Origin of the sequence: Bradyrhizobium sp. Mp19 (genome assembly GCF_029952935.1) — a bacterium.
GTDB lineage: Bacteria > Pseudomonadota > Alphaproteobacteria > Rhizobiales > Xanthobacteraceae > Bradyrhizobium > Bradyrhizobium elkanii.
This window is the reverse complement of record NZ_JASAUT010000019.1, coordinates 1-17466: the sequence shown is the minus strand read 5'-3', so window position 1 is coordinate 17466 and position 17466 is coordinate 1. Positions and strand designations below refer to the sequence as shown.

The window sequence follows — 17466 nt, the reverse complement described above, 5'->3', positions numbered from 1 at the left end:
AACCAATGACCGGTGGAGATGATGTCGAAGCAATCGCTGCGCGAGGAGGCCGAACGCCTCATCCGCGAGACCATGGAAAAGCGGAACTTGGTCATCAAGCAGGGCACGACCCGGATCGAGGCCGTTTGCGGCAAATGCGGTGCGCCGAACCGGGTGCAGGCGGAAAAGGGCCAGTCCCGCGTCAAGTTCACCTGCAAGAATTGCGACCACAAGCAGGAGACGCTGTAAGCGGGGCCGCCCTCCCGTCATCCTGAGCGAATGTGAATGTATTCAGCGTCGTCCTGGCGAAAGCCAGGACCCATTACCCCAACCGCTTGTCGTTGTGTGACGCTGGGGCCACTATTGCACTCTCAATCGAATTCGGTGGTTATGGGTCCTGGCTTTCGCCAGGACGACAGCGTGGGGAGGCCGCTCGCTACAATTCTCACACCGTCATCCCCGCGCGAAGGCTTCGCCTTTGTCGCTGGAGGTGCGAGCGGAGCGAGCCTCGAAGGATGCACGGCCACCAGCCGGGCCGTCGATCCTTCGAGACGCGCGCAAGAGCGCGCTCCTCAGGAAGACGGTGATAGTCCGCAGGTGGGGCAGCCGAGCGTAACCCACTCTACGAAGCGCTCTACTTGAACGCCTCGCAGACCGTGGTGTGATCCGGCGCGGTCCGGGCCGCGGCGCGTAGCGAGACGCTGCGCCACCAGGCATCGAGCGCGTGGCGGTCGCAGGCGAGCCTCACGCTCATCCCGCCGGCGAACTTGATCCAGTCCGCAAAGCTCGCGCGTGACACCGCGATCACGACCGGAATGTCGGCGCCGAGCGCGCGCTCGATCAGGAAGCCAAGCCCCTTGCCGTCGCGCTCCCGCTTGCCGAAGCGGTTGATGATGACGAGATCGGCGCCTTCAGCCAGTGCGTCGGCGACGCGGATGCCGGCGGCCTGCAGCCGCGACAGATCGAGCTTGCAGCCGGTGGCGCCAGGACTCGTAGGACTTTGGCTCGGCGGCTGCGCCAGCAGCAGCGTCTCGCCGCTATGCAGCAGCACCGCCGACAGGCTGGAATCGGCGCATTGGCCTGACTGCACCATGCCGACGACGCGCGCGCCGTGTGCTCTCAGATCGCCGGCGAAGTCGCGCAGGATGGCGTCGGGATCGTCATTGGCGTCATAGACCAGGGCGGCGAGGTCGCATTGGGCGTCGAACATGACGGGCTCTGTTCGTTGTGGAGGAGGGAGGCAACCGCGGCGCCAAGCGGAGCCAAGGCGTCGCGGCCGCAGGTTTTGCGGGTCAGGCGGCCGGCGGGCCGTTGATGATCTGCCGCTGGGTGAATTCGGCGAGGCCTTCCTCGGCGAACTCGGTGCCGATGCCCGACTGCTTGGCGCCGCCGAACGGAATGTTCGGGGCCATGTCGAGATGCTTGTTGATCCACACCGTGCCGGCCTCGATCCGGGTCGCGATCTCATGCGCCCGCTTGATGTCGGACGACCACACCGACGCGCCGAGGCCGTAGGCGGTCGCATTGGCGCGGCGGATCACGTCATCCTTGTCGGAATATTTGATCACAGGCAGCACCGGACCGAACTGCTCCTCGTCGACCAGCTTGGAGCCTTCCTTGATGTCGCGCACGATGGTCGGCTCGATGAAATAGCCGGGGCGGTCCATCGCGGCACCGCCGGCGATCACGTTGCCGTTCTTGCGGGCGTCGTCGAGGAACGCCTTGACCTTCTCGTACTGCATCTTGTTCTGCAGCGGCCCGAGCTTTGTGCCCTGCTTGGAGCCGTCATCGACCACGGTGTTCTTTGCGATCGCGACCAGCTCGTTGCAGATCTCGTCATAGACGGATTCATGCACGTAGAGCCGCTTGATGGCGAGGCAGACCTGGCCCGAGTTCTGGAACGCGCCCTCGAAGATGCCGGGCGCGACCTTCTTCGGATCGACGTCGTCGAGCACGATGCCGGCGTCATTGCCGCCGAGCTCGAGCGTGATCCGCTTCAAGGTCTGCGATGCGCTCGCCATCACCTTCTGGCCGGTGGCCGACGAGCCGGTGAAGGAGATCTTGCGGATGTCGGGGTGCTTGGTCATGTGGTCGCCGAGATCGTTGGCGTCGGCGATGAAGTTGAGCACGCCCTTCGGCAGGATGTCCTTGACCAGTTCGGCAAATCGCAGCGAGGCCAGCGGCGTGGTGGGCGCGGGCTTCACCACCAGTGTGTTGCCGGCGAGCAGCGCCGACGGCAGCTTGAACGCCAGGATCAGCAGCGGATAGTTCCAGGGAATGATCGCGCCGACCACGCCGAGCGGGCGGCGATAGGCCTCGACCTTGCGGTCGCCGGAATTCTCGATCACGCGCATCGGCAGTTCCAGCGAGCCGAGATAGCGGAAGAAGCCGGCCATGCCCATCACTTCGCCGGTGGCGTCGGCGAGCGGCTTGCCCTGTTCGCTGGTCAGGATATGCGCGAGCTCGTTGGCGTTGGCCTCGATCACCTCGGCCATCTTGATGATCAGCTTGCGACGCTCCTCGATCGGCGTGGCGGCCCAGGCCGGGTAGGCGGCCTTCGCGGCGGCGACAGCCTTGTCGAGCTGTTCCCTCGAGGCGCGCGGGCATTGCGCCACCACCTCTTCGGTCGCCGGATTGAGCACCGGCATGGTCTGGTCGCCGGGTACCATCTTGCCGTCGATGAGAAGCTTGTAATCGCTCATTGGCCTTGCTCTCCCTGGTCAAACGGGTCCTTCGCGGACCTCGCTATATTCATGTGTATATCACGGCTGCGGCGTGGACGCCACGGCCATTCAGGGCACGCGCGCGGCACTGCCGAACCGAATGAATTCTCTGGAAAATCGTGAAGAAAAATCAGCCTGAGCTTTGCGCTGATTTATTCGCGGTTGCCCGCCCGGCGTCAATCGGGGCGCCGCGGGCTTCAATGGATTCTAATGCCGCGCGCGCCTCTGCCGGTAGCCGCCGCGGCTATACTTTTAAGGGCTGGACGCTGGTCGTCTTCGCGATATATTGAGTGGAATATAACGATGATCCGGAGTGCCGGCATGCAGATCGAAACCCAGGAGCTCACCACCTGCGAAGTCGCGTCCGACGGCTGCGCGATTTCGCTTGGCTTCGTGGACGGCAAGGGCGAGCCCGCAACCATTCGCCTGTCGATCAACCAGGTCGGCGCGCTGGTCATGACCTTGCCCGGGCTGATCAGCAAGGCGCTGCAGACCCGCTTCGGCGACCAGACCTTGCGCTACGCCTATCCGCTGGATTCCTGGGTGATCGAACAGTCGACCGATCCGGCCCAGGGCATGATGACGCTCAAGACGTCAGACGGCTTCAGCGTCTGCTTCTCGATCCCGCGCGCCCAGCAGAGCGAGCTCGGCGAGGCGCTGGTGGCCCGGCCGGTGACGCCGGTGCGGGTGCGGGCGAATTAACGGTTTGGTGCGACATCAGCGCAGACTTGATCCTTTGTCATTCCGGGCTCAGCCCTTCGGGCCGCCCCGGAATGACGAGAGCATCAATAGCGGGCCACGTGAGAGTTGATGGGTTTTGCTTCGCTCTACCCATCCTACGATCTATCACCGTCATCCTGAGGAGCCGCGAAGCGGCGTCTCGAAGGATGAATCGGCCCCAGTCGGGCCGTCGACCCTTCGAGACGCGCTTCGCGCTCCTCAGGGTGACGGGATAAATAGCCGCGTAGGATGGGTGGAGCGCAGCGATACCTATCGCGTGCGCGGTGACATGATGGGTATCGCTGCGCTCCACCCACCCTACGAGTCCTCCACGTCATTGCGAGCGAAGCGAAGCAATCCATTTCTCCGCGTATGCGGAACGATGGATTGCTTCGTCGCTTTGCTCCTCGCAATGACAGTGAGAGGTCTCATTCCCCCTTCACGAACGCAGCGAACGCATCGCCGTAATCCGGATGCCAGCGCGACAGCGGCGGGCGGTTCTCGACGATGTCGCCGGCGGCCCACAGGATGCGGCGTTCGTCGAGCACGCGCGGCACGTCGTTGTCGGGGCAGAGGATATAGAAATCGCCGGCATCGATATGTTCGATCATGAAGTCGACGGTCTGCTCCGCGGTCCAGGCGCCGGCCGGCTTCTCGGTGCGGCCGCGGGCGGTCAGCCCGGTGAAGACAAAGCCCGGGATCAAGAGATGCGCCGATATCTTGCAGCCGTCGATGTTGCGCAGCTCGTGCTGCAGCGCTTCAGTGAATGCTTTCACCCCGGCCTTGGAAACGTTGTAGGCAGGATCGCCCGGCGGTGTGGTGATGCCCTGCTTGGAGCCGGTGTTGATGATCAGCCCCGGCCGGCCGCGCTTGATCATGCTGGGCGCGAACGTTTGGGTGCCGTTGATCACGCCCCACAAATTGACGCCGAGGATGCGCTGCCAATTGTCCGCGGGCCCGAACATCGCGCTGCCGGGCTGGATGCCGGCATTGTTCATCAGGATGTCGGTGCCGCCGAACTTTTTCGCGACTGCGGCTTCGAGCTTTGCCACCTCGTCGGCGCGGCTGACGTCGACCGCTGATGTCATGATATCAGCCGCGCCACCCGGCGCCGCAGATGACAGTTTTGTCGCAACCGCCTTCAGCCGGTCATCGCCGAGATCTGCGATGCAGACCTTCATCCCGGCCTGCGCGAACCGCAATGCGGCGGCAAGTCCGATGCCGGAGGCGCCGCCGGTGATCACGGCAACATGATTGGCTGATATCACGGGGTGGGGCATGGGGTGGTCTCCGGACACATATGTGGCTGAGGGTATAGTGCAGTTCGGTGGCTTCATCCTTCGAGACGCCGCTTCGCGGCTGCTCCAGCGACAAAGGCAAAGCCTTTGCGCCGGGATGAGGTGTTATATCAGACCCTCATGGTGAGGAGCGCGGCAACGTCGCGCGTCTCGAACCACGAGGCCGTGATCGAGCATACCGCGCGCACCATGCACGCGCGCGCATGGGAGGTTTTCGTACGTGCCGTCCCGATCAACGCCGGCTCGGCTTTACGGTTTCGCGTCTGCGCTGTAGAATTCGGGATATAACGCTTCCAAAAGACCTCAGCCGACAATTTGACAGGGAGTGCAAACATGGCTGTTTCGCAGGCTATTCCGATCACGCGCCATCCTTATGCCGATGGCTCCGCCAAGAAGATGCTGATCGACGGCAAATGGGTCGACGCCGCCTCCGGCAAGAAGTTCGAGACGCATAATCCCGCCACCGGTGAATTGCTCGCGTCGGTCGCCGAGGGCGATGCCGAGGACATCAACCGTGCGGTCGCGGCGGCGCGCCGCGCCTTCGAAGGGCCCTGGAGCAAGGTGAAGCCGTTCGAGCGGCAGAACATGCTGCTCAAGCTCGCCGAACTCGTCGAAGCCAATTTCGAGGAACTGTCCCAGCTCGACACGCTGGATATGGGCGCACCGATCAGCCGCACCCGCGGCAACAAGCTGCGCGCGCTCGGCATGCTGCGCTACTATGCGGGACAAGCGACCGCGATCCACGGCGAGACCATCGAGAACTCGCTGCCCGGCGAGATCTTCTCCTACACGCTGAAGGAGCCGATCGGCGTGGTCGGCGCCATCATCCCCTGGAACGGGCCGTTGACCGCCTCGATCTGGAAGATCGGCCCGGCGATCGCGACCGGCTGCACCGTTGTGCTGAAGCCGGCCGAGGAATCGCCGCTGACCTCGCTGCGCATCGGCGAGCTCTGCATGGAGGCGGGCATTCCGCCCGGCGTCGTCAACGTCGTGCCGGGCTATGGCGAGACCGCGGGCGCCGCGCTCGCCTCGCATCCGGATGTCGACAAGGTCGCCTTCACCGGCTCGCACGTCACGGGACAGTCGATCATCCGCGCCTCGGCCGGCAACCTCAAGCGCGTCTCGCTCGAGCTCGGCGGCAAGTCGCCGGACATCGTGTTCGCCGACGCCGATCTCGACGCCGCGGTGCCGGGTGCGGCTATGGCGGTGTTCGCCAATTCCGGCCAGATCTGCAGCGCCGGCACGCGGCTGTTCGTCGAGCAGAAGGTCTATGACGAATTCGTCGGCCGCGTCGCCGAGTTCGGCAAGAAGCTGCAGGTCGGCAACGGCCTCGATCCCAACACCCAGATTGGTCCCTTGGTGTCGCAGCAGCAGATGGACCGCGTCTCCGGTTATCTCGACATCGGCCAGAAGGAGGGCGCCAAGGCGCTTGCCGGCGGTGGCCGCCTCACCGAGGGCGCGCTGTCAAAGGGCTATTTCGTGCAGCCGACCGTGTTCGCCGATGTGCAGGACAACATGCGCATCGCACAGGAGGAGATTTTTGGTCCGGTGATCTCGGCGATCTCGTTCAAGGATCCGGAAGAACTGATCAAGCGCGCCAATGCCACCACCTTCGGCCTCGGCTCGGGCGTCTGGACCACCAATGTCAGCAAGGCGCACCAGGTCGCCAAGGCGCTGCGCGCCGGCTCGGTCTGGGTCAATTGCTACCAGGCGATGGATCCGGCGGTGCCGTTCGGCGGCTACAAGATGAGCGGCTACGGCCGCGAGTCCGGCAAGCAGCATGTCGAGGAATATCTCAACGTCAAGGCGGTCTGGATCAAAACGGGCTAGCGCTTGCTTCTTACCTCTCTCCGCTTGCGGGGAGAGGTATCGCATCTGCCCCCTGGCGACCGCGCAAGTGCTTGGCCTCGTGGTTCGAGACGCGCCGCAAGCGGCGCTCCTCACCATGAGGGTCTACTATTGTGCCGCAAAACAAGACCTCATCCTGAGGAGCCCGCCGAAGGCGGGCGTCTCGAAGGATGGCCACGAGGGCACCGCCACGAAATGCGATAGCCCTGCCGCCTGCGGGGAGAGGCATAGGCCGCCTTCGGCGGCCGTCCATGAAATCGACGCCGAAGCTAAGCTTCGGCTATGTTGCATCGTCAGATGCAATCCGGGTGAGGGGGTACAGGTCTCAATTTTCGGCGTGCTCGCAGAAGGGAAGCCCTTCACCCCAACGCCCGCATGATTTCGGAATATTAGAAGAATAGCCCTGATTTGCCCGACGCGTCAAGTTGCCTCGTCGAGCGCCGGCCGCCGCCGGCTCCTTTGCATGGGGTTGTTTTCGATATTTTCGTAAGCGCCCCTTGCTGCGTCCGCCGGTTCCTGCGTTTACCGCCCGGCGGCCTTCTTCGGCCTGCCGATGTCGCTGCGCAGCGCCTCGAGGTCCTTGCGCACGGCGCTTGCCGCGTCGCGCTCGATCTTGCGGTAGCGCGCCACCAAGGAGAGGCCGAACGGGGTCAGCACCGCGCCGCCGCCATTCTTGCCGCCGGTCTGCCGTTCCACCGCCGCCTGCCGGCAGATGCGGTTGATCTCGTCGACCAGGTCCCAGGCCCGCTTGTAGCTCATGTCCATGGCGCGGCCGGCGGCGGAGATCGAGCCGCACTCCTTGATTCGCTCAAGCAGCAGGATCTTGCCCGGCCCGATCCGGTCCTCGGCATCGAGGTCGATGCGGACGCTGAGGGAGGGGAGCGATGAGGCGCTCGATTTCGACATGGGAGACCTGTTCTCGTGGCAACAGATTGCCACTACCCGCTTTCATGAACAAGATGAACCCGTTAGATAACGGGCATGATCCGGAAAAGTGGTAACCGGTTTTCTGGGCGGATCATGCCCACACTATAACGGAAACCACATAAGAATATTTGGGGCAGGCATGAATCCTCCGTCGCTGTTCTCTCCGCTCAAGATCGGTCCTTACCAGCTCGAACATCGCGTCGTGATGGCGCCGCTGACGCGGATGCGGGCGGCGCGGCCGAGCCTCGCGCCGCGGCCGATGAACGCGGAATATTATGCGCAGCGCGCCACGCCCGGCGGCTTGCTGATCGCCGAGGCCTCGCCGGTGGTTGCGACCGGCTTCGGCAATCCTGGTGTTCCCGGCATCTACAGCGAGGCCCAGATCGCGGGCTGGCGCGAGGTGGTGGATGCCGTGCACGCCAGGGGCGGCTTGATCTTCCTGCAGCTCTGGCACGTCGGCCGCGTCTCGCATTCCTCGTTCCAGCCGGGTGGCGCGCTGCCGGTGGCGCCGTCGGCGGTCGCGATCCCGTCCGAATTCAAGTGCATGACGGCGGACGGCAAGGTGGTGGACTACGAGACGCCGCGCGCGCTCGAGACCGACGAGGTCGCCCTGATGGTCGAGGCCTACCGGCAGGGCGCGAAGAACGCGCTCGCCGCCGGCTTCGACGGCGTCGAGATCCACGGCGCCAATGGCTATCTGATCGAGCAGTTCCTGCAATCGCGCAGCAACCTGCGCACCGACCGGTATGGCGGCTCGATCGAGAACCGCGCCCGCTTCCTGATGGAGGTGACGCAGGCGGTGACCGAGGTCTGGGGCGCGAGCCGCGTCGGCGTGCGGCTCTCGCCCTACGGCATCGCCAATGGCAGCGGCGAAGCGGACCCGATGCCGCTCTACAGCCACGCCATCACGGCGCTCGACAAGCTCGGGCTCGCCTATCTGCATTTCATCGAGCCGCGCGCCTCGGGCACTGGCCGCGCCGAGGTCGACTGGCAGAACGTGCCGTCCGCGATGGTGTTGTACCGTCCGATGTGGAGCGGCGTGCTGATCACCGCCGGCAATTTCGTCGGCGAAACCGCACAGAGCGCGGTCGCCGAGGGTCATGCCGATGCGATCGCATTCGGCCGCTACTTCATCTCCAACCCGGACCTGCCGCGCCGCCTGCAGCGCGGCTATCCGCTGACGAAGTACAACCGCGCCACCTTCTATGCAGGCGAGGAGAAGGGCTACACGGATTATCCGGTGCACGACGAATTGGCGCAGGCGTAGGTCTTCGTAGCCCGGATGCAGCGCAGCGAAATCCGGGGCCTTGCATCAGCGGATCAAGCATCCCCGGATTACGCTTCGCTGCATCCGGGCTACGATAGCTCGGCCAGCAAAACCGGGAGACCGCGATGTTTCCGGACGACGAGTTCGAGCCGACCAAGAAACCAAAGCCCGTGGCGCTGGCGAAGCCGGCGGCCGGCCAGTGCCTGTGCGGCAAGATCCGGTTCGAGATCGACGTGCCGGCGCGCTGGGCCTGGCATGATCACACCGCCGCCAGCCGCCGCGCCCATGGTGCGGTTTATGCGACCTATGTCGGCAGCTGGAAGAAGCGCTTCCGCATCACGCAAGGCGAAAGCGAGCTGTCGCGTTACGAGGATGTGAAAAGCAAGACCGCGCGCAGCTTCTGCGCCAATTGCGGCACGCCGATTTCTTACGAGCGCGCGCGGTCGCCGCACATGGTCAACATCCCGCGTGCGCTGTTCTCGGGGCGCACCGGCCGGCAGCCGCTCTATCACATCGCGATCGAGGAACTGCAGGAATGGGCCTACACCGGCGAGCCGCTGGTGCCGCTGAAGGGCTATCCCGGCGTGGTGTGGCAGCGCTCGAAAAAGAAGAAGCGCAGCGCGCGCGAGGGGATGTTCTAACGAGCGTTTCACCTCAGGCGCGCGCCTGCGGAATGCGGCCATGACCGGCGGCTCGATTGCCCCAGCTGCGCAAGTTTGGTCATCTCCCTTGATCCCCGTCGGCCAACGCGCCGACGGGCCTGGAGGGAACATGAAAAATCGCATTACCGGCCGCTCGGCATTTTTGGCGCTGCTGAAGGATGAGGGCGTCACCCATCTGTTCGGCAACCCTGGCACCACCGAACTGCCGATCATGCACGCGCTGAAGGACCATCCCGATCTCACCTATGTGATGGCGATGCAGGAGAGCCTGGTGGTCGCGATGGCCGACGGCTTCAGCCGCGCCTCCGGCAAGCTGGTCGCCTGCAACGTCCATGTCGCGCCTGGCCTCGGCAACGCGATGGGCTCGCTCTACAATGCCAGCTTCACCGGCACGCCGCTGATCCTCACCGCCGGGCAGCAGGAACAGGGCCATGGTTTGACTGAACCGGTGCTCTATGGCCCGCTGGTGCAGATGGCGACGCCGCTGGTGAAATGGGCGGTCGAGGTGACGCGCCTCGAAGACCTGCCGCGCATCGTGCGCCGCGCCGCCAAGATCGCGACCACGCCGCCGACCGGGCCGGTGTTCATCTCGCTGCCCGGCGACATCCTCAATTCCGAAGCCGGCATCGAGCTCGGCCGCTCCACCCGGATCGACACACGGGTGAGGCCGTCGGAGGAGTCGCTTAAGGCGCTGGCCGCGCGCATCCTGAAAGCCGAGCGACCGGTGATCGTCGTCGGCGACGAGATCGTGAAAAGCGATGCGCTGCGCGAGGCGGCCGATCTTGCCGAGACGCTGGGCTGCCCGGCCTGGCAGTCGCCGACGCCCTATGGTTCGCACTTCCTGTCCGAAAGCCCGAGCTTCATGGGCGCGATCGCGCGGCTGCAGAAGGTCGCGCGCGACGTGCTGGCGCCGCATGATCTGTTGATCGCACTCGGCGGCGATCCGCTGCGGATGTCTGTTTACAGCGAGGTCGATCCGCTGCCGGACGGGCTCTCGATCGTGCAGGTCGGGCTGGTCGACAGCGACCTCGCCAGGAACTACGGCGCCGAGATCGCGGTGAAGGCGGACGTCAAGGAAACGCTGCGCGCGCTGGTTCCTGCGTTGAAGGAGGCCGGCGGCGGCGCGCTGGAGACGCGTGCCAGGCAGGGACTCGCGGCGCTGTCGACCAAGAACTGGGTGGCGAAGCGCAAGGCGCTGGTCGAACAGATCTCGAAGGCGAGCCAGACCTCGCCGATCGATCCGGACTGGCTCGCGTTGCAGGTCGTGGAGGCGATGCCCGACGACGCGATCCTGGTCGACGAGGGTCTGACTTCGTCGCGTCAGATCATTGGCTTGCGGCCGCATCGCGACCGCTACGGCTATCACGCGCTGGCCTCCGGCGGCATCGGCTGGGGCCTGCCGGCCGCGGTCGGCGTCAGCCTCGCCAATCCGCAGCGCCCGGTGGTGTGCTATTCCGGCGACGGCTCGTCGATGTATTCGATCCAGTCGCTGTGGACCGCAGCCAATCACAAGCTGCCGCTCAACTTCGTCATCGTCAACAATGGCGGCTACCGCATCATCAAGCAGCGCCTGCTCGCCTTCCACGGCGATGACAATTATGTCGGCATGGATTTCATCGACCCGCCGGTCGACTTCACCGCCCTCGCACGCTCGCTCGGGCTCGAGGCGATCAAGGTCACCGACCCGCAGGAGCTGAAGGGCGCGATGAAGTCGGCGTTCAGCCGCCCGGGCGCTAAGCTGATCGAGGTGGTGGTGAGCAATGCGGTGAATTGACTTTTCACGATGCGCTCACCTCTCACCGTCATCCTGAGGTGCGAGCGGAGCGAGCCTCGAAGGATGCACGGCCCGGCCGGTGGCCGTCGATCCTTCGAGACGCGCTTCGCGCTCCTCAGGATGACGGGACGGCAGATGTGGGTACCCCGTCATTGCGAGGAGCGGAGCGACGAAGCAATCCATCGTTCCTCACACGCGGAGCTATGGATTGCTTCGCGGAGCCTGTCATCCGGCGGCGCTTCGCGCCGACCGGGTGGCTCGCAATGACGGGGGGTGGCTACGTCGTCGTCTTCTTCACCCGATACCGGGTCGCCGGATGCGTCGCGTCCAGCCTCGCACGCCCTCCGCCGAACAGCTTCTCGCGCAAGGTGCCCTTCGCATACTCGCGCTTGTAGCGGCCGCGCTTGACGAGCTCCGGCACCAGCATGTCGGCGATGTCCTCGAAATCGCCGGGCGAGATCGCAAACGCGACGTTGAGGCCGTCGACGTCGGTGTCCTCGAACCATTGCTCGATCTTGTCGGCGACCTGCTCCGGCGAGCCGACCACCACGGGGCCGGCGCCGCCGATGCCGACATGCTCGGCGACCTCGCGCACGGTCCAAACCCGGTCGGGATCGGCGCGGGTGACGTTGTCCATCGCGGAGCGGCCGGCATCGTTCTGCACGTGCCGCACCTCCTGGTCGAGCGAGTAGGTCGAGAAGTCGACGCCGGTCCAGCCCGACATCAGCGCCAGCGCGCCCTCATGGCTGATGTGGCTGCGATACTCGGCGTATTTCGCTTTCGCCTCGGCTTCGGTCGGCGCCACCACAATGCACATCATCGAGAACATCAGGATCTCGGCGGCGTTGCGGCCTTTCTCGGCGGCGAGCTCGCGGATCGCCGACACCCGCGGGCCGATCACCTTGGCTGACGGCCCCGACATGAACACGCATTCGGCGTGCTCGGCGGCGAATTGCCGCCCGCGCGGCGAGGTGCCGGCCTGATAGAGCACCGGCGTGCGCTGCGGCGACGGCTCGGAGAGATGGATCGCGTTGAGCCGGTAGTTGTTGCCGTCATGGTGTACCGGATGCACCTTGCTCGGATCGGTGAAGATGCCGCGCGTGACGTCGCGGATCGCGGCGTCGTCCTCCCAGCTGCCTTCCCAGAGCTTGTAGACCAGCTCCATATATTCGTCGGCGAGCTCGTAGCGGTCGTCATGCGCGGTCTGCTTGTCCTTGCCGGCACCGCGCGCGGCGGAATCGAGATAGCCGGTCACCACGTTCCAGCCGACGCGGCCGCCGGTGAGGTGATCGAGTGTCGACATCCGCCGCGCGAACGGGTAGGGCGGCTCGAAGGAGAGATTGCTGGTGACGCCGAAGCCGAGATTTTCCGTCACCGCGGCCATCGCCGGGATCAGCATCAACGGTTCGTTGGCCGGGGTCTGCGCCGCGTTGCGCAGCGCCGCATCCGGACTATTGGCATAGACGTCGTAGACGCCGAGCACGTCGGCGAGGAACAGCCCGTCGAACCGGCCGCGCTCCAGCGTCTTCGCCAGATCGGTCCAGTAGGACAGCTTGTTGTAGTCCTTGGTGCGATCGCGCGGATGGGTCCACAGCCCCGGCGACTGATGCGCCACGCAGTTCATGGCAAAGGCGTTGAGCCGGATTTGTTTTGTCATTGTCGAAAACCTTGGTCGAAACCTTGCGCGCCGCTTCGATTGCTGCCCGGTCGATGCCGGGCGTCCCGCATCAACTTGTTGCGACTTCCCACGTTTTGGCAAGGCCCATTCGCATTTCACGCCCTTCCGGTCGCGAGCCGATCCCGATAGGTTGCGCCTCTCCAGAAGCATGATCGGGACGCAAAGCGTGGCGTTCCGGTGGGATCATGCCAAGACGCGACCGGACGAAGGAACAATCATGGCGACACGGGCCGACGCAATCGCAAAGGTGCGAGAGCATTTTCAATCGGGACAGTTTTTGAAAGAACTGGACCAAAGGGTCGGCTACCAGACCGAGAGCCTGAATGCCGACAAGGCCGATGCGCTGCGCGCCTATCTGGTGGAGAATCTGCAGCCGGCCTTCGCCGAGCTCGATTTCAAGACCCACCTGATCGAGTCGCCGACCGGCCGCGGGCCCTATCTGATCGCCGACTATCAGGAAGACGCCTCGCGGCCGACCGTGCTGACTTATGGCCACGGCGACGTCGTCGACGGCATGGTCGGCGAATGGCGCGACGGCCTCGATCCCTGGCAGACCACGGTCAAGGGCGAGCGCGTCTATGGCCGCGGCACCGCCGACAACAAGGGCCAGCATTCGATCAACATGGCCGCGCTGCGCGCGGTGAAGCAGGCGCGCGGCGGCAAGCTCGGCTTCAACGCCAAATTCATCATCGAGACCGGCGAGGAGATCGGCTCGCCCGATCTGCGCGAGGTCTGCGAGGCGCATCGCGAAGAGCTGAAGGCCGATCTGTTCATCGCCTCCGACGGGCCGCGGTTGTCGGCGGAGCGGCCGACCATCTTCCTCGGCTGTCGCGGCGGCAACCGCATCCATCTTGACGTCAATCTGCGCGAGGGCGGCAATCATTCCGGCAATTGGGGCGGCGTGCTCGCCAACCCCGCCACGATCCTGGCGAGCGCGATCGCGAGTCTGGTCGACGGCAAGGGCCGCATGAAGCTCGAGATCCTCAAACCCCCGCCGATCTCCAACCGCGTCCGCGCCGCGCTCGCCGACGTCGAGGTCAAGCCGACCGCGGACGAACCGGCGCTGGCGGAAGACTGGGGCGAGGAGGGTCTGACCGCGGCGGAGCGGCTCTATGCCTGGAACACGCTGGAAGTGCTCGCGATGTCGTCGGGCAATATCGAAAAGCCCGCGAACGCGATTCCCGGCAAGGCGAATGCCGTGCTGCAGCTTCGCTTCGTCGTCGGCACCCGGCATCTCGAGGTGATCGACGCGGTGCGGGATTATCTGCACAACAACGGTTTCCCGATGGTCGAGGTCTCGGGCACGCAGCGCTTTGCCGCCTCGCGCACCGACATGGACAGTCCGTGGATCGACTGGGCGGCGAACTCGATCCGCGCCACCACCGGCAAGGCGCCGGCGGTGCTGCCGAATTTCGGCGGCTCGCTGCCGAACGACGTGTTCTCCGAAGGCCTCGGCCTGCCGACGATCTGGGTGCCGCATTCCTATCCGGGCTGCTCGCAGCACGCCCCCGACGAGCACATCCTGCTGCCGGTGACCGAGGAGGCGCTGACCATCATGGCCGGCCTGTTCTGGGATCTCGGCGAGGCGAAGCGTTAAGGTCGAAGGACGGGCGCGCTTTTTCCCCGTCATCCCCGCGCAAAGGCTTCGCCTTTGTCGCTGGAGGTGCGAGCGGAGCGAGCCTCGAAGGATGCACGGCCCCGCCGGTGGCCGTCGATCCTTCGAGACGCGGCTGACGCCGCTCCTCAGGATGACGGGGAGGATGTGAATGGCCGCGCTTAGGCGAGCGGACGCAACGCCGTTCTTCGAACGTATAAGCCCGGGTGCAACGCGTTGAAATAGTGCCGACACGGCCAAGGAAATTTGATGACACTATCGACATCGACGCCGCTTACCTCCGAAGCCGACGCCACAACCAAGAAAAACATCACCCGCCTGATCGTCGCGACTTCGGTCGGCAATGCGCTCGAATGGTACGACATCTCGGTCTACGCCTATTTCGCGGTGTATCTCTCCAAGGCGTTCTTCCCGGCCAATGATCCGACCACCTCGCTGCTCCTGACCTTCGGCAGCTTCGGCCTGTCGTTTCTGATCCGCCCGATCGGCGGCGTCGTGCTCGGTGCCTATGCCGACCGTCACGGCCGCAAGGCTTCGCTGATGCTGTCGATCGTGCTGATGACATTCGGCACGCTGGTGCTGGCGCTGATGCCGACCTATCAGACCATCGGCATCCTGGCGCCGATCGCGGTGCTGCTGGCGCGGCTGGTGCAGGGCTTTTCAGCCGGCGGCGAGTTCGGCTCCTCGACCGCGTTCCTGGTCGAGCACATGCCGGAGCGGCGCGGCTTCGTGGCGAGCTGGCAGTTCGCGAGCCAAGGCGTCAGCGGCCTGCTCGGCGCGGGCTTCGGTGCGCTCCTGACCTCGCTGATGAGCCCGGAGGATTTGCAATCCTGGGGCTGGCGGCTGCCGTTCCTGTTCGGCGTCTTGATCGGCCCGGTCGGCATCTACATCCGCAACCATGTCGACGATGCGACCCCGCCGCCGGCGGCGAAGCGGGAATCGCCGGTCAGGGAAGTGTTCGCGCGGCAAAAGTTCGCCACGACGCTTGCGATCGGCGCGCTCGCGGTATCGACCGCGGTCAACTATTTGATCGTCTACATGCCGACCTATGTGGTGAAGACGCTCAACCTCGCGCCATCGGTCGGCTTCGTCGCCTCGTTCGCCGCGCAGACCGCGGTTGCGCTGCTGGCGCCGATCGCAGGCATGGTCTCCGACAAGATCGGACGCACCACCCACATGATCCTGTTCGCGCTGCTGCTGCTGGTGTCGATCTTCCCGGCCTTCCTCTTGCTCACCGGCAAGCCGACGCCCGTGATCATCCTGATCGGCGTGCTCTGGCTCGGCGTGCTCAAGTCGCTGTATTACGGGCCGCTCGCCGCGCTGATGTCGGAACTGTTTCCGGCGGCGACGCGTGCGACCGGGCTCGGTCTCAGCTACAATATCGGTGTCACCTTGTTCGGCGGCATGGGGCCGGCGATCATGACCTGGTTGGGCGGCTTCGCGGCGATCGGCGAGCTCGCGCCGGGTTACTATCTCACCGCGGTCTGCATCCTCAGCCTCTGCGCACTGTTCACGATCCGCAGGCTGCGGCTGGCGTAGCGCATGATCCGAAAAAGTGCGAAGCGGTTTTTTCGAAAAGATCATGCTAACCGCATCAGATTTCGTGATGCGAAATTCAAATATCCTTATTGTTGCACAGCAGCGTAGATAGTCGAAATCAAAGTTTCATCTGACGAAAGTATACGGTGTCCGGCGCGCGTCATCCGTCCTAGGATGATGTCTGCCGGGCGCGCATCTTCGTCGTGCCCGGTTCAGGATTTGGAATTGACGGCAAGGAAGGCCAGGGCATGAACGCCTCAACGACTGCGACCGCACGGACCAGCCGCAAGAGGCCACCGCCGGAGCCGGGCCAACCCGACAAGTTCAACGCGATCCAGAAGGTCTGTGCGATCCTGCGCGTGCTGGCGCAGCGCTCGCCGCTGCGGCTCACCGACATCGCCGACACTACCTCGCTGAACAAGGCGACTGCCCTGCGCATCCTCAACTCGCTGATCGAGGAAGGCTTCGTCAGCCGCGTCGCCGGCGCCAAGACCTATGAGCTCGGCCAGGAGGCGCGGGTGATGGCGGTCGGCGCGCGCCGTTCGGTCGACATCGCCGAGCTGGCGCAGCCGAGCCTGCTGCGGCTGTCGGAGCGCTCGGCCGATACGGCGCTGCTGTCGGTGCGCTCCGGCGTCGAGGCGCTTTATCTGGCGCGCTCGGTCGGCAACCATCCGCTGCAACCGAACTATCTGCAGATCGGCAGCCGCCGTCCGCTCGGCGTCGGCGCCGGCGCGCTGGCGCTGCTGGTCTGGCTGCCGGATGCCGAGATCGAGGCTGTGATCGAGGTGATCGTGCCGCGGCTGGCGAAATCGCCGCGCATCACACCGAAGTTCCTGCGCGAGCGGATCGCGATGGCGCGCAAGGCCGGCCACACCGTGCTGATCGACGCCGCGTTCCCCGGCATGGGCGGCGTCGGCGTGCCGGTCCGCGACGATGCCGGCGAGGTGGTGGCCGCACTCTCGATCGGCGCCGCGTCCGACCGCATCCGCCGCCGCGAAGGCGAGCTCGCCGACATGCTGAAGAAGGAAGCCCAAGTGCTGGCCCGCGCGCTGGCCCAGGCGCCGAAGAATGGACGGGCGGCGAAGATGGGTTGAGGCCGCTTTCTTGTTTCACCTCTCCCGCTTGCGGGGTCGAGACGAGCGAAGCTCGCTCTTAGGTCGACGCGCGTAGCGCGGCGGGTGGGGGCTCTATCCACGATATGACTCGTGGTGATACCCCCACCCCAACCCTCCCCCGCAAGCGCAGGGTTATCGCATATGCCCTTGGCAACCGAGCAAGTGCTGGGCCTCGTGGTTCGAGACGCGCCGCAAGCGGCGCTCCTCACCATGAGGGTCTCCTATTGTGCCGCAAAACAAGACCTCATCCTGAGAGCCTGACTGAAAAATGGGGTGAGTGATCTCAGTGGGGTGTGATTCCATCGGATTTGCAAAGATTCG

Annotated in this window: 14 protein-coding genes; 9 read left to right on the top strand and 5 right to left on the bottom strand. The window is 65.0% G+C overall.

What is annotated here, in order from left to right:
* Positions 1-21 precede the first annotated feature (21 nt).
* Positions 22-228: a hypothetical protein gene (locus QJT82_RS21100; protein WP_024581255.1), complete on the top strand. Its 207-nt coding sequence runs from the start codon at positions 22-24 to the stop codon at positions 226-228.
* Positions 229-613: 385 nt separating this feature from the next.
* Here QJT82_RS21100 and QJT82_RS21095 read toward each other — a convergent pair whose 3' ends face one another.
* On the bottom strand, positions 614-1189 hold the full coding sequence (locus tag QJT82_RS21095; RefSeq protein ID WP_028341283.1) for a DUF2478 domain-containing protein: 576 nt from the start codon (positions 1187-1189) through the stop codon (positions 614-616).
* Between the two features lie 82 nt (positions 1190-1271).
* Positions 1272-2681, bottom strand: a complete 1410-nt coding sequence (locus tag QJT82_RS21090; RefSeq protein WP_028341282.1) for an aldehyde dehydrogenase family protein — start codon at positions 2679-2681, stop codon at positions 1272-1274.
* 342 nt (positions 2682-3023) lie between these two features.
* Here QJT82_RS21090 and QJT82_RS21085 point away from each other — a divergent pair, with 342 nt between their 5' ends.
* Positions 3024-3404, top strand: coding sequence for a hypothetical protein (locus QJT82_RS21085; RefSeq protein ID WP_028341281.1), 381 nt, complete (start codon positions 3024-3026; stop codon positions 3402-3404).
* Positions 3405-3850: 446 nt separating this feature from the next.
* Here the strand turns inward: QJT82_RS21085 and QJT82_RS21080 are convergent, their stop codons facing one another.
* Positions 3851-4702, bottom strand: coding sequence for an SDR family NAD(P)-dependent oxidoreductase (locus QJT82_RS21080; RefSeq protein ID WP_028341280.1), 852 nt, complete (start codon positions 4700-4702; stop codon positions 3851-3853).
* A gap of 351 nt (positions 4703-5053) precedes the next feature.
* Here QJT82_RS21080 and QJT82_RS21075 point away from each other — a divergent pair, with 351 nt between their 5' ends.
* Positions 5054-6550: an aldehyde dehydrogenase family protein gene (locus QJT82_RS21075; protein ID WP_028341278.1), complete on the top strand. Its 1497-nt coding sequence runs from the start codon at positions 5054-5056 to the stop codon at positions 6548-6550.
* Positions 6551-7090: 540 nt separating this feature from the next.
* Here QJT82_RS21075 and QJT82_RS21070 read toward each other — a convergent pair.
* A complete protein-coding gene (locus tag QJT82_RS21070) occupies positions 7091-7474 on the bottom strand; it encodes a winged helix-turn-helix domain-containing protein (protein WP_028341276.1) in 384 nt (127 codons plus the stop codon).
* Positions 7475-7634: 160 nt separating this feature from the next.
* On the opposite strand from QJT82_RS21070, the gene QJT82_RS21065 reads away from it, so the two are divergent.
* The 3 genes from QJT82_RS21065 to QJT82_RS21055 all read left to right on the top strand — a co-directional run bounded on the left by QJT82_RS21065 (position 7635) and on the right by QJT82_RS21055 (position 11198).
* The gene (locus tag QJT82_RS21065; protein ID WP_028341275.1) at positions 7635-8762 is read left to right on the top strand and encodes an alkene reductase; all 1128 of its coding nucleotides are present in this window, start codon (positions 7635-7637) and stop codon (positions 8760-8762) included.
* 125 nt (positions 8763-8887) lie between these two features.
* On the top strand, positions 8888-9403 hold the full coding sequence (locus tag QJT82_RS21060) for a GFA family protein (protein ID WP_051447910.1): 516 nt from the start codon (positions 8888-8890) through the stop codon (positions 9401-9403).
* A gap of 130 nt (positions 9404-9533) precedes the next feature.
* The gene (locus QJT82_RS21055; RefSeq protein ID WP_028341273.1) at positions 9534-11198 is read left to right on the top strand and encodes a thiamine pyrophosphate-binding protein; all 1665 of its coding nucleotides are present in this window, start codon (positions 9534-9536) and stop codon (positions 11196-11198) included.
* A 277-nt stretch (positions 11199-11475) separates the two neighbouring features.
* Here the strand turns inward: QJT82_RS21055 and QJT82_RS21050 are convergent, their stop codons facing one another.
* A complete protein-coding gene (locus tag QJT82_RS21050) occupies positions 11476-12855 on the bottom strand; it encodes an LLM class flavin-dependent oxidoreductase (RefSeq protein ID WP_028341272.1) in 1380 nt (459 codons plus the stop codon).
* A gap of 238 nt (positions 12856-13093) precedes the next feature.
* Here QJT82_RS21050 and QJT82_RS21045 point away from each other — a divergent pair, with 238 nt between their 5' ends.
* The 3 genes from QJT82_RS21045 to QJT82_RS21035 all read left to right on the top strand — a co-directional run bounded on the left by QJT82_RS21045 (position 13094) and on the right by QJT82_RS21035 (position 17124).
* Entirely contained in the window at positions 13094-14473 is a 1380-nt protein-coding gene (locus QJT82_RS21045) for a M20 family metallopeptidase (RefSeq protein ID WP_035631775.1), read from the top strand.
* 267 nt (positions 14474-14740) lie between these two features.
* On the top strand, positions 14741-16030 hold the full coding sequence (locus QJT82_RS21040) for an MFS transporter (protein ID WP_028341270.1): 1290 nt from the start codon (positions 14741-14743) through the stop codon (positions 16028-16030).
* Between the two features lie 248 nt (positions 16031-16278).
* Positions 16279-17124 (top strand): IclR family transcriptional regulator, encoded by an 846-nt coding sequence (locus QJT82_RS21035; RefSeq protein WP_051447909.1) that lies wholly within the window; start codon positions 16279-16281, stop codon positions 17122-17124.
* Positions 17125-17466 lie beyond the last annotated feature (342 nt).

Excerpts from the sequence above, each read along its gene's own strand:
- QJT82_RS21070 (WP_028341276.1), bottom strand. The coding sequence starts at position 7,474 with ATGTCGAAATCGAGCGCCTCATCGCTCCCCTCCCTCAGCGTCCGCATC.
- QJT82_RS21090 (WP_028341282.1), bottom strand. The coding sequence starts at position 2,681 with ATGAGCGATTACAAGCTTCTCATCGACGGCAAGATGGTACCCGGCGAC.
- QJT82_RS21080 (WP_028341280.1), bottom strand. The coding sequence starts at position 4,702 with ATGCCCCACCCCGTGATATCAGCCAATCATGTTGCCGTGATCACCGGC.
- QJT82_RS21075 (WP_028341278.1), top strand. The coding sequence starts at position 5,054 with ATGGCTGTTTCGCAGGCTATTCCGATCACGCGCCATCCTTATGCCGAT.
- QJT82_RS21100 (WP_024581255.1), top strand. The coding sequence starts at position 22 with ATGTCGAAGCAATCGCTGCGCGAGGAGGCCGAACGCCTCATCCGCGAG.
- QJT82_RS21055 (WP_028341273.1), top strand. The coding sequence starts at position 9,534 with ATGAAAAATCGCATTACCGGCCGCTCGGCATTTTTGGCGCTGCTGAAG.
- QJT82_RS21035 (WP_051447909.1), top strand. The coding sequence starts at position 16,279 with ATGAACGCCTCAACGACTGCGACCGCACGGACCAGCCGCAAGAGGCCA.
- QJT82_RS21085 (WP_028341281.1), top strand. The coding sequence starts at position 3,024 with ATGCAGATCGAAACCCAGGAGCTCACCACCTGCGAAGTCGCGTCCGAC.
- QJT82_RS21045 (WP_035631775.1), top strand. The coding sequence starts at position 13,094 with ATGGCGACACGGGCCGACGCAATCGCAAAGGTGCGAGAGCATTTTCAA.
- QJT82_RS21040 (WP_028341270.1), top strand. The coding sequence starts at position 14,741 with ATGACACTATCGACATCGACGCCGCTTACCTCCGAAGCCGACGCCACA.
- QJT82_RS21060 (WP_051447910.1), top strand. The coding sequence starts at position 8,888 with ATGTTTCCGGACGACGAGTTCGAGCCGACCAAGAAACCAAAGCCCGTG.
- QJT82_RS21050 (WP_028341272.1), bottom strand. The coding sequence starts at position 12,855 with ATGACAAAACAAATCCGGCTCAACGCCTTTGCCATGAACTGCGTGGCG.
- QJT82_RS21065 (WP_028341275.1), top strand. The coding sequence starts at position 7,635 with ATGAATCCTCCGTCGCTGTTCTCTCCGCTCAAGATCGGTCCTTACCAG.
- QJT82_RS21095 (WP_028341283.1), bottom strand. The coding sequence starts at position 1,189 with ATGTTCGACGCCCAATGCGACCTCGCCGCCCTGGTCTATGACGCCAAT.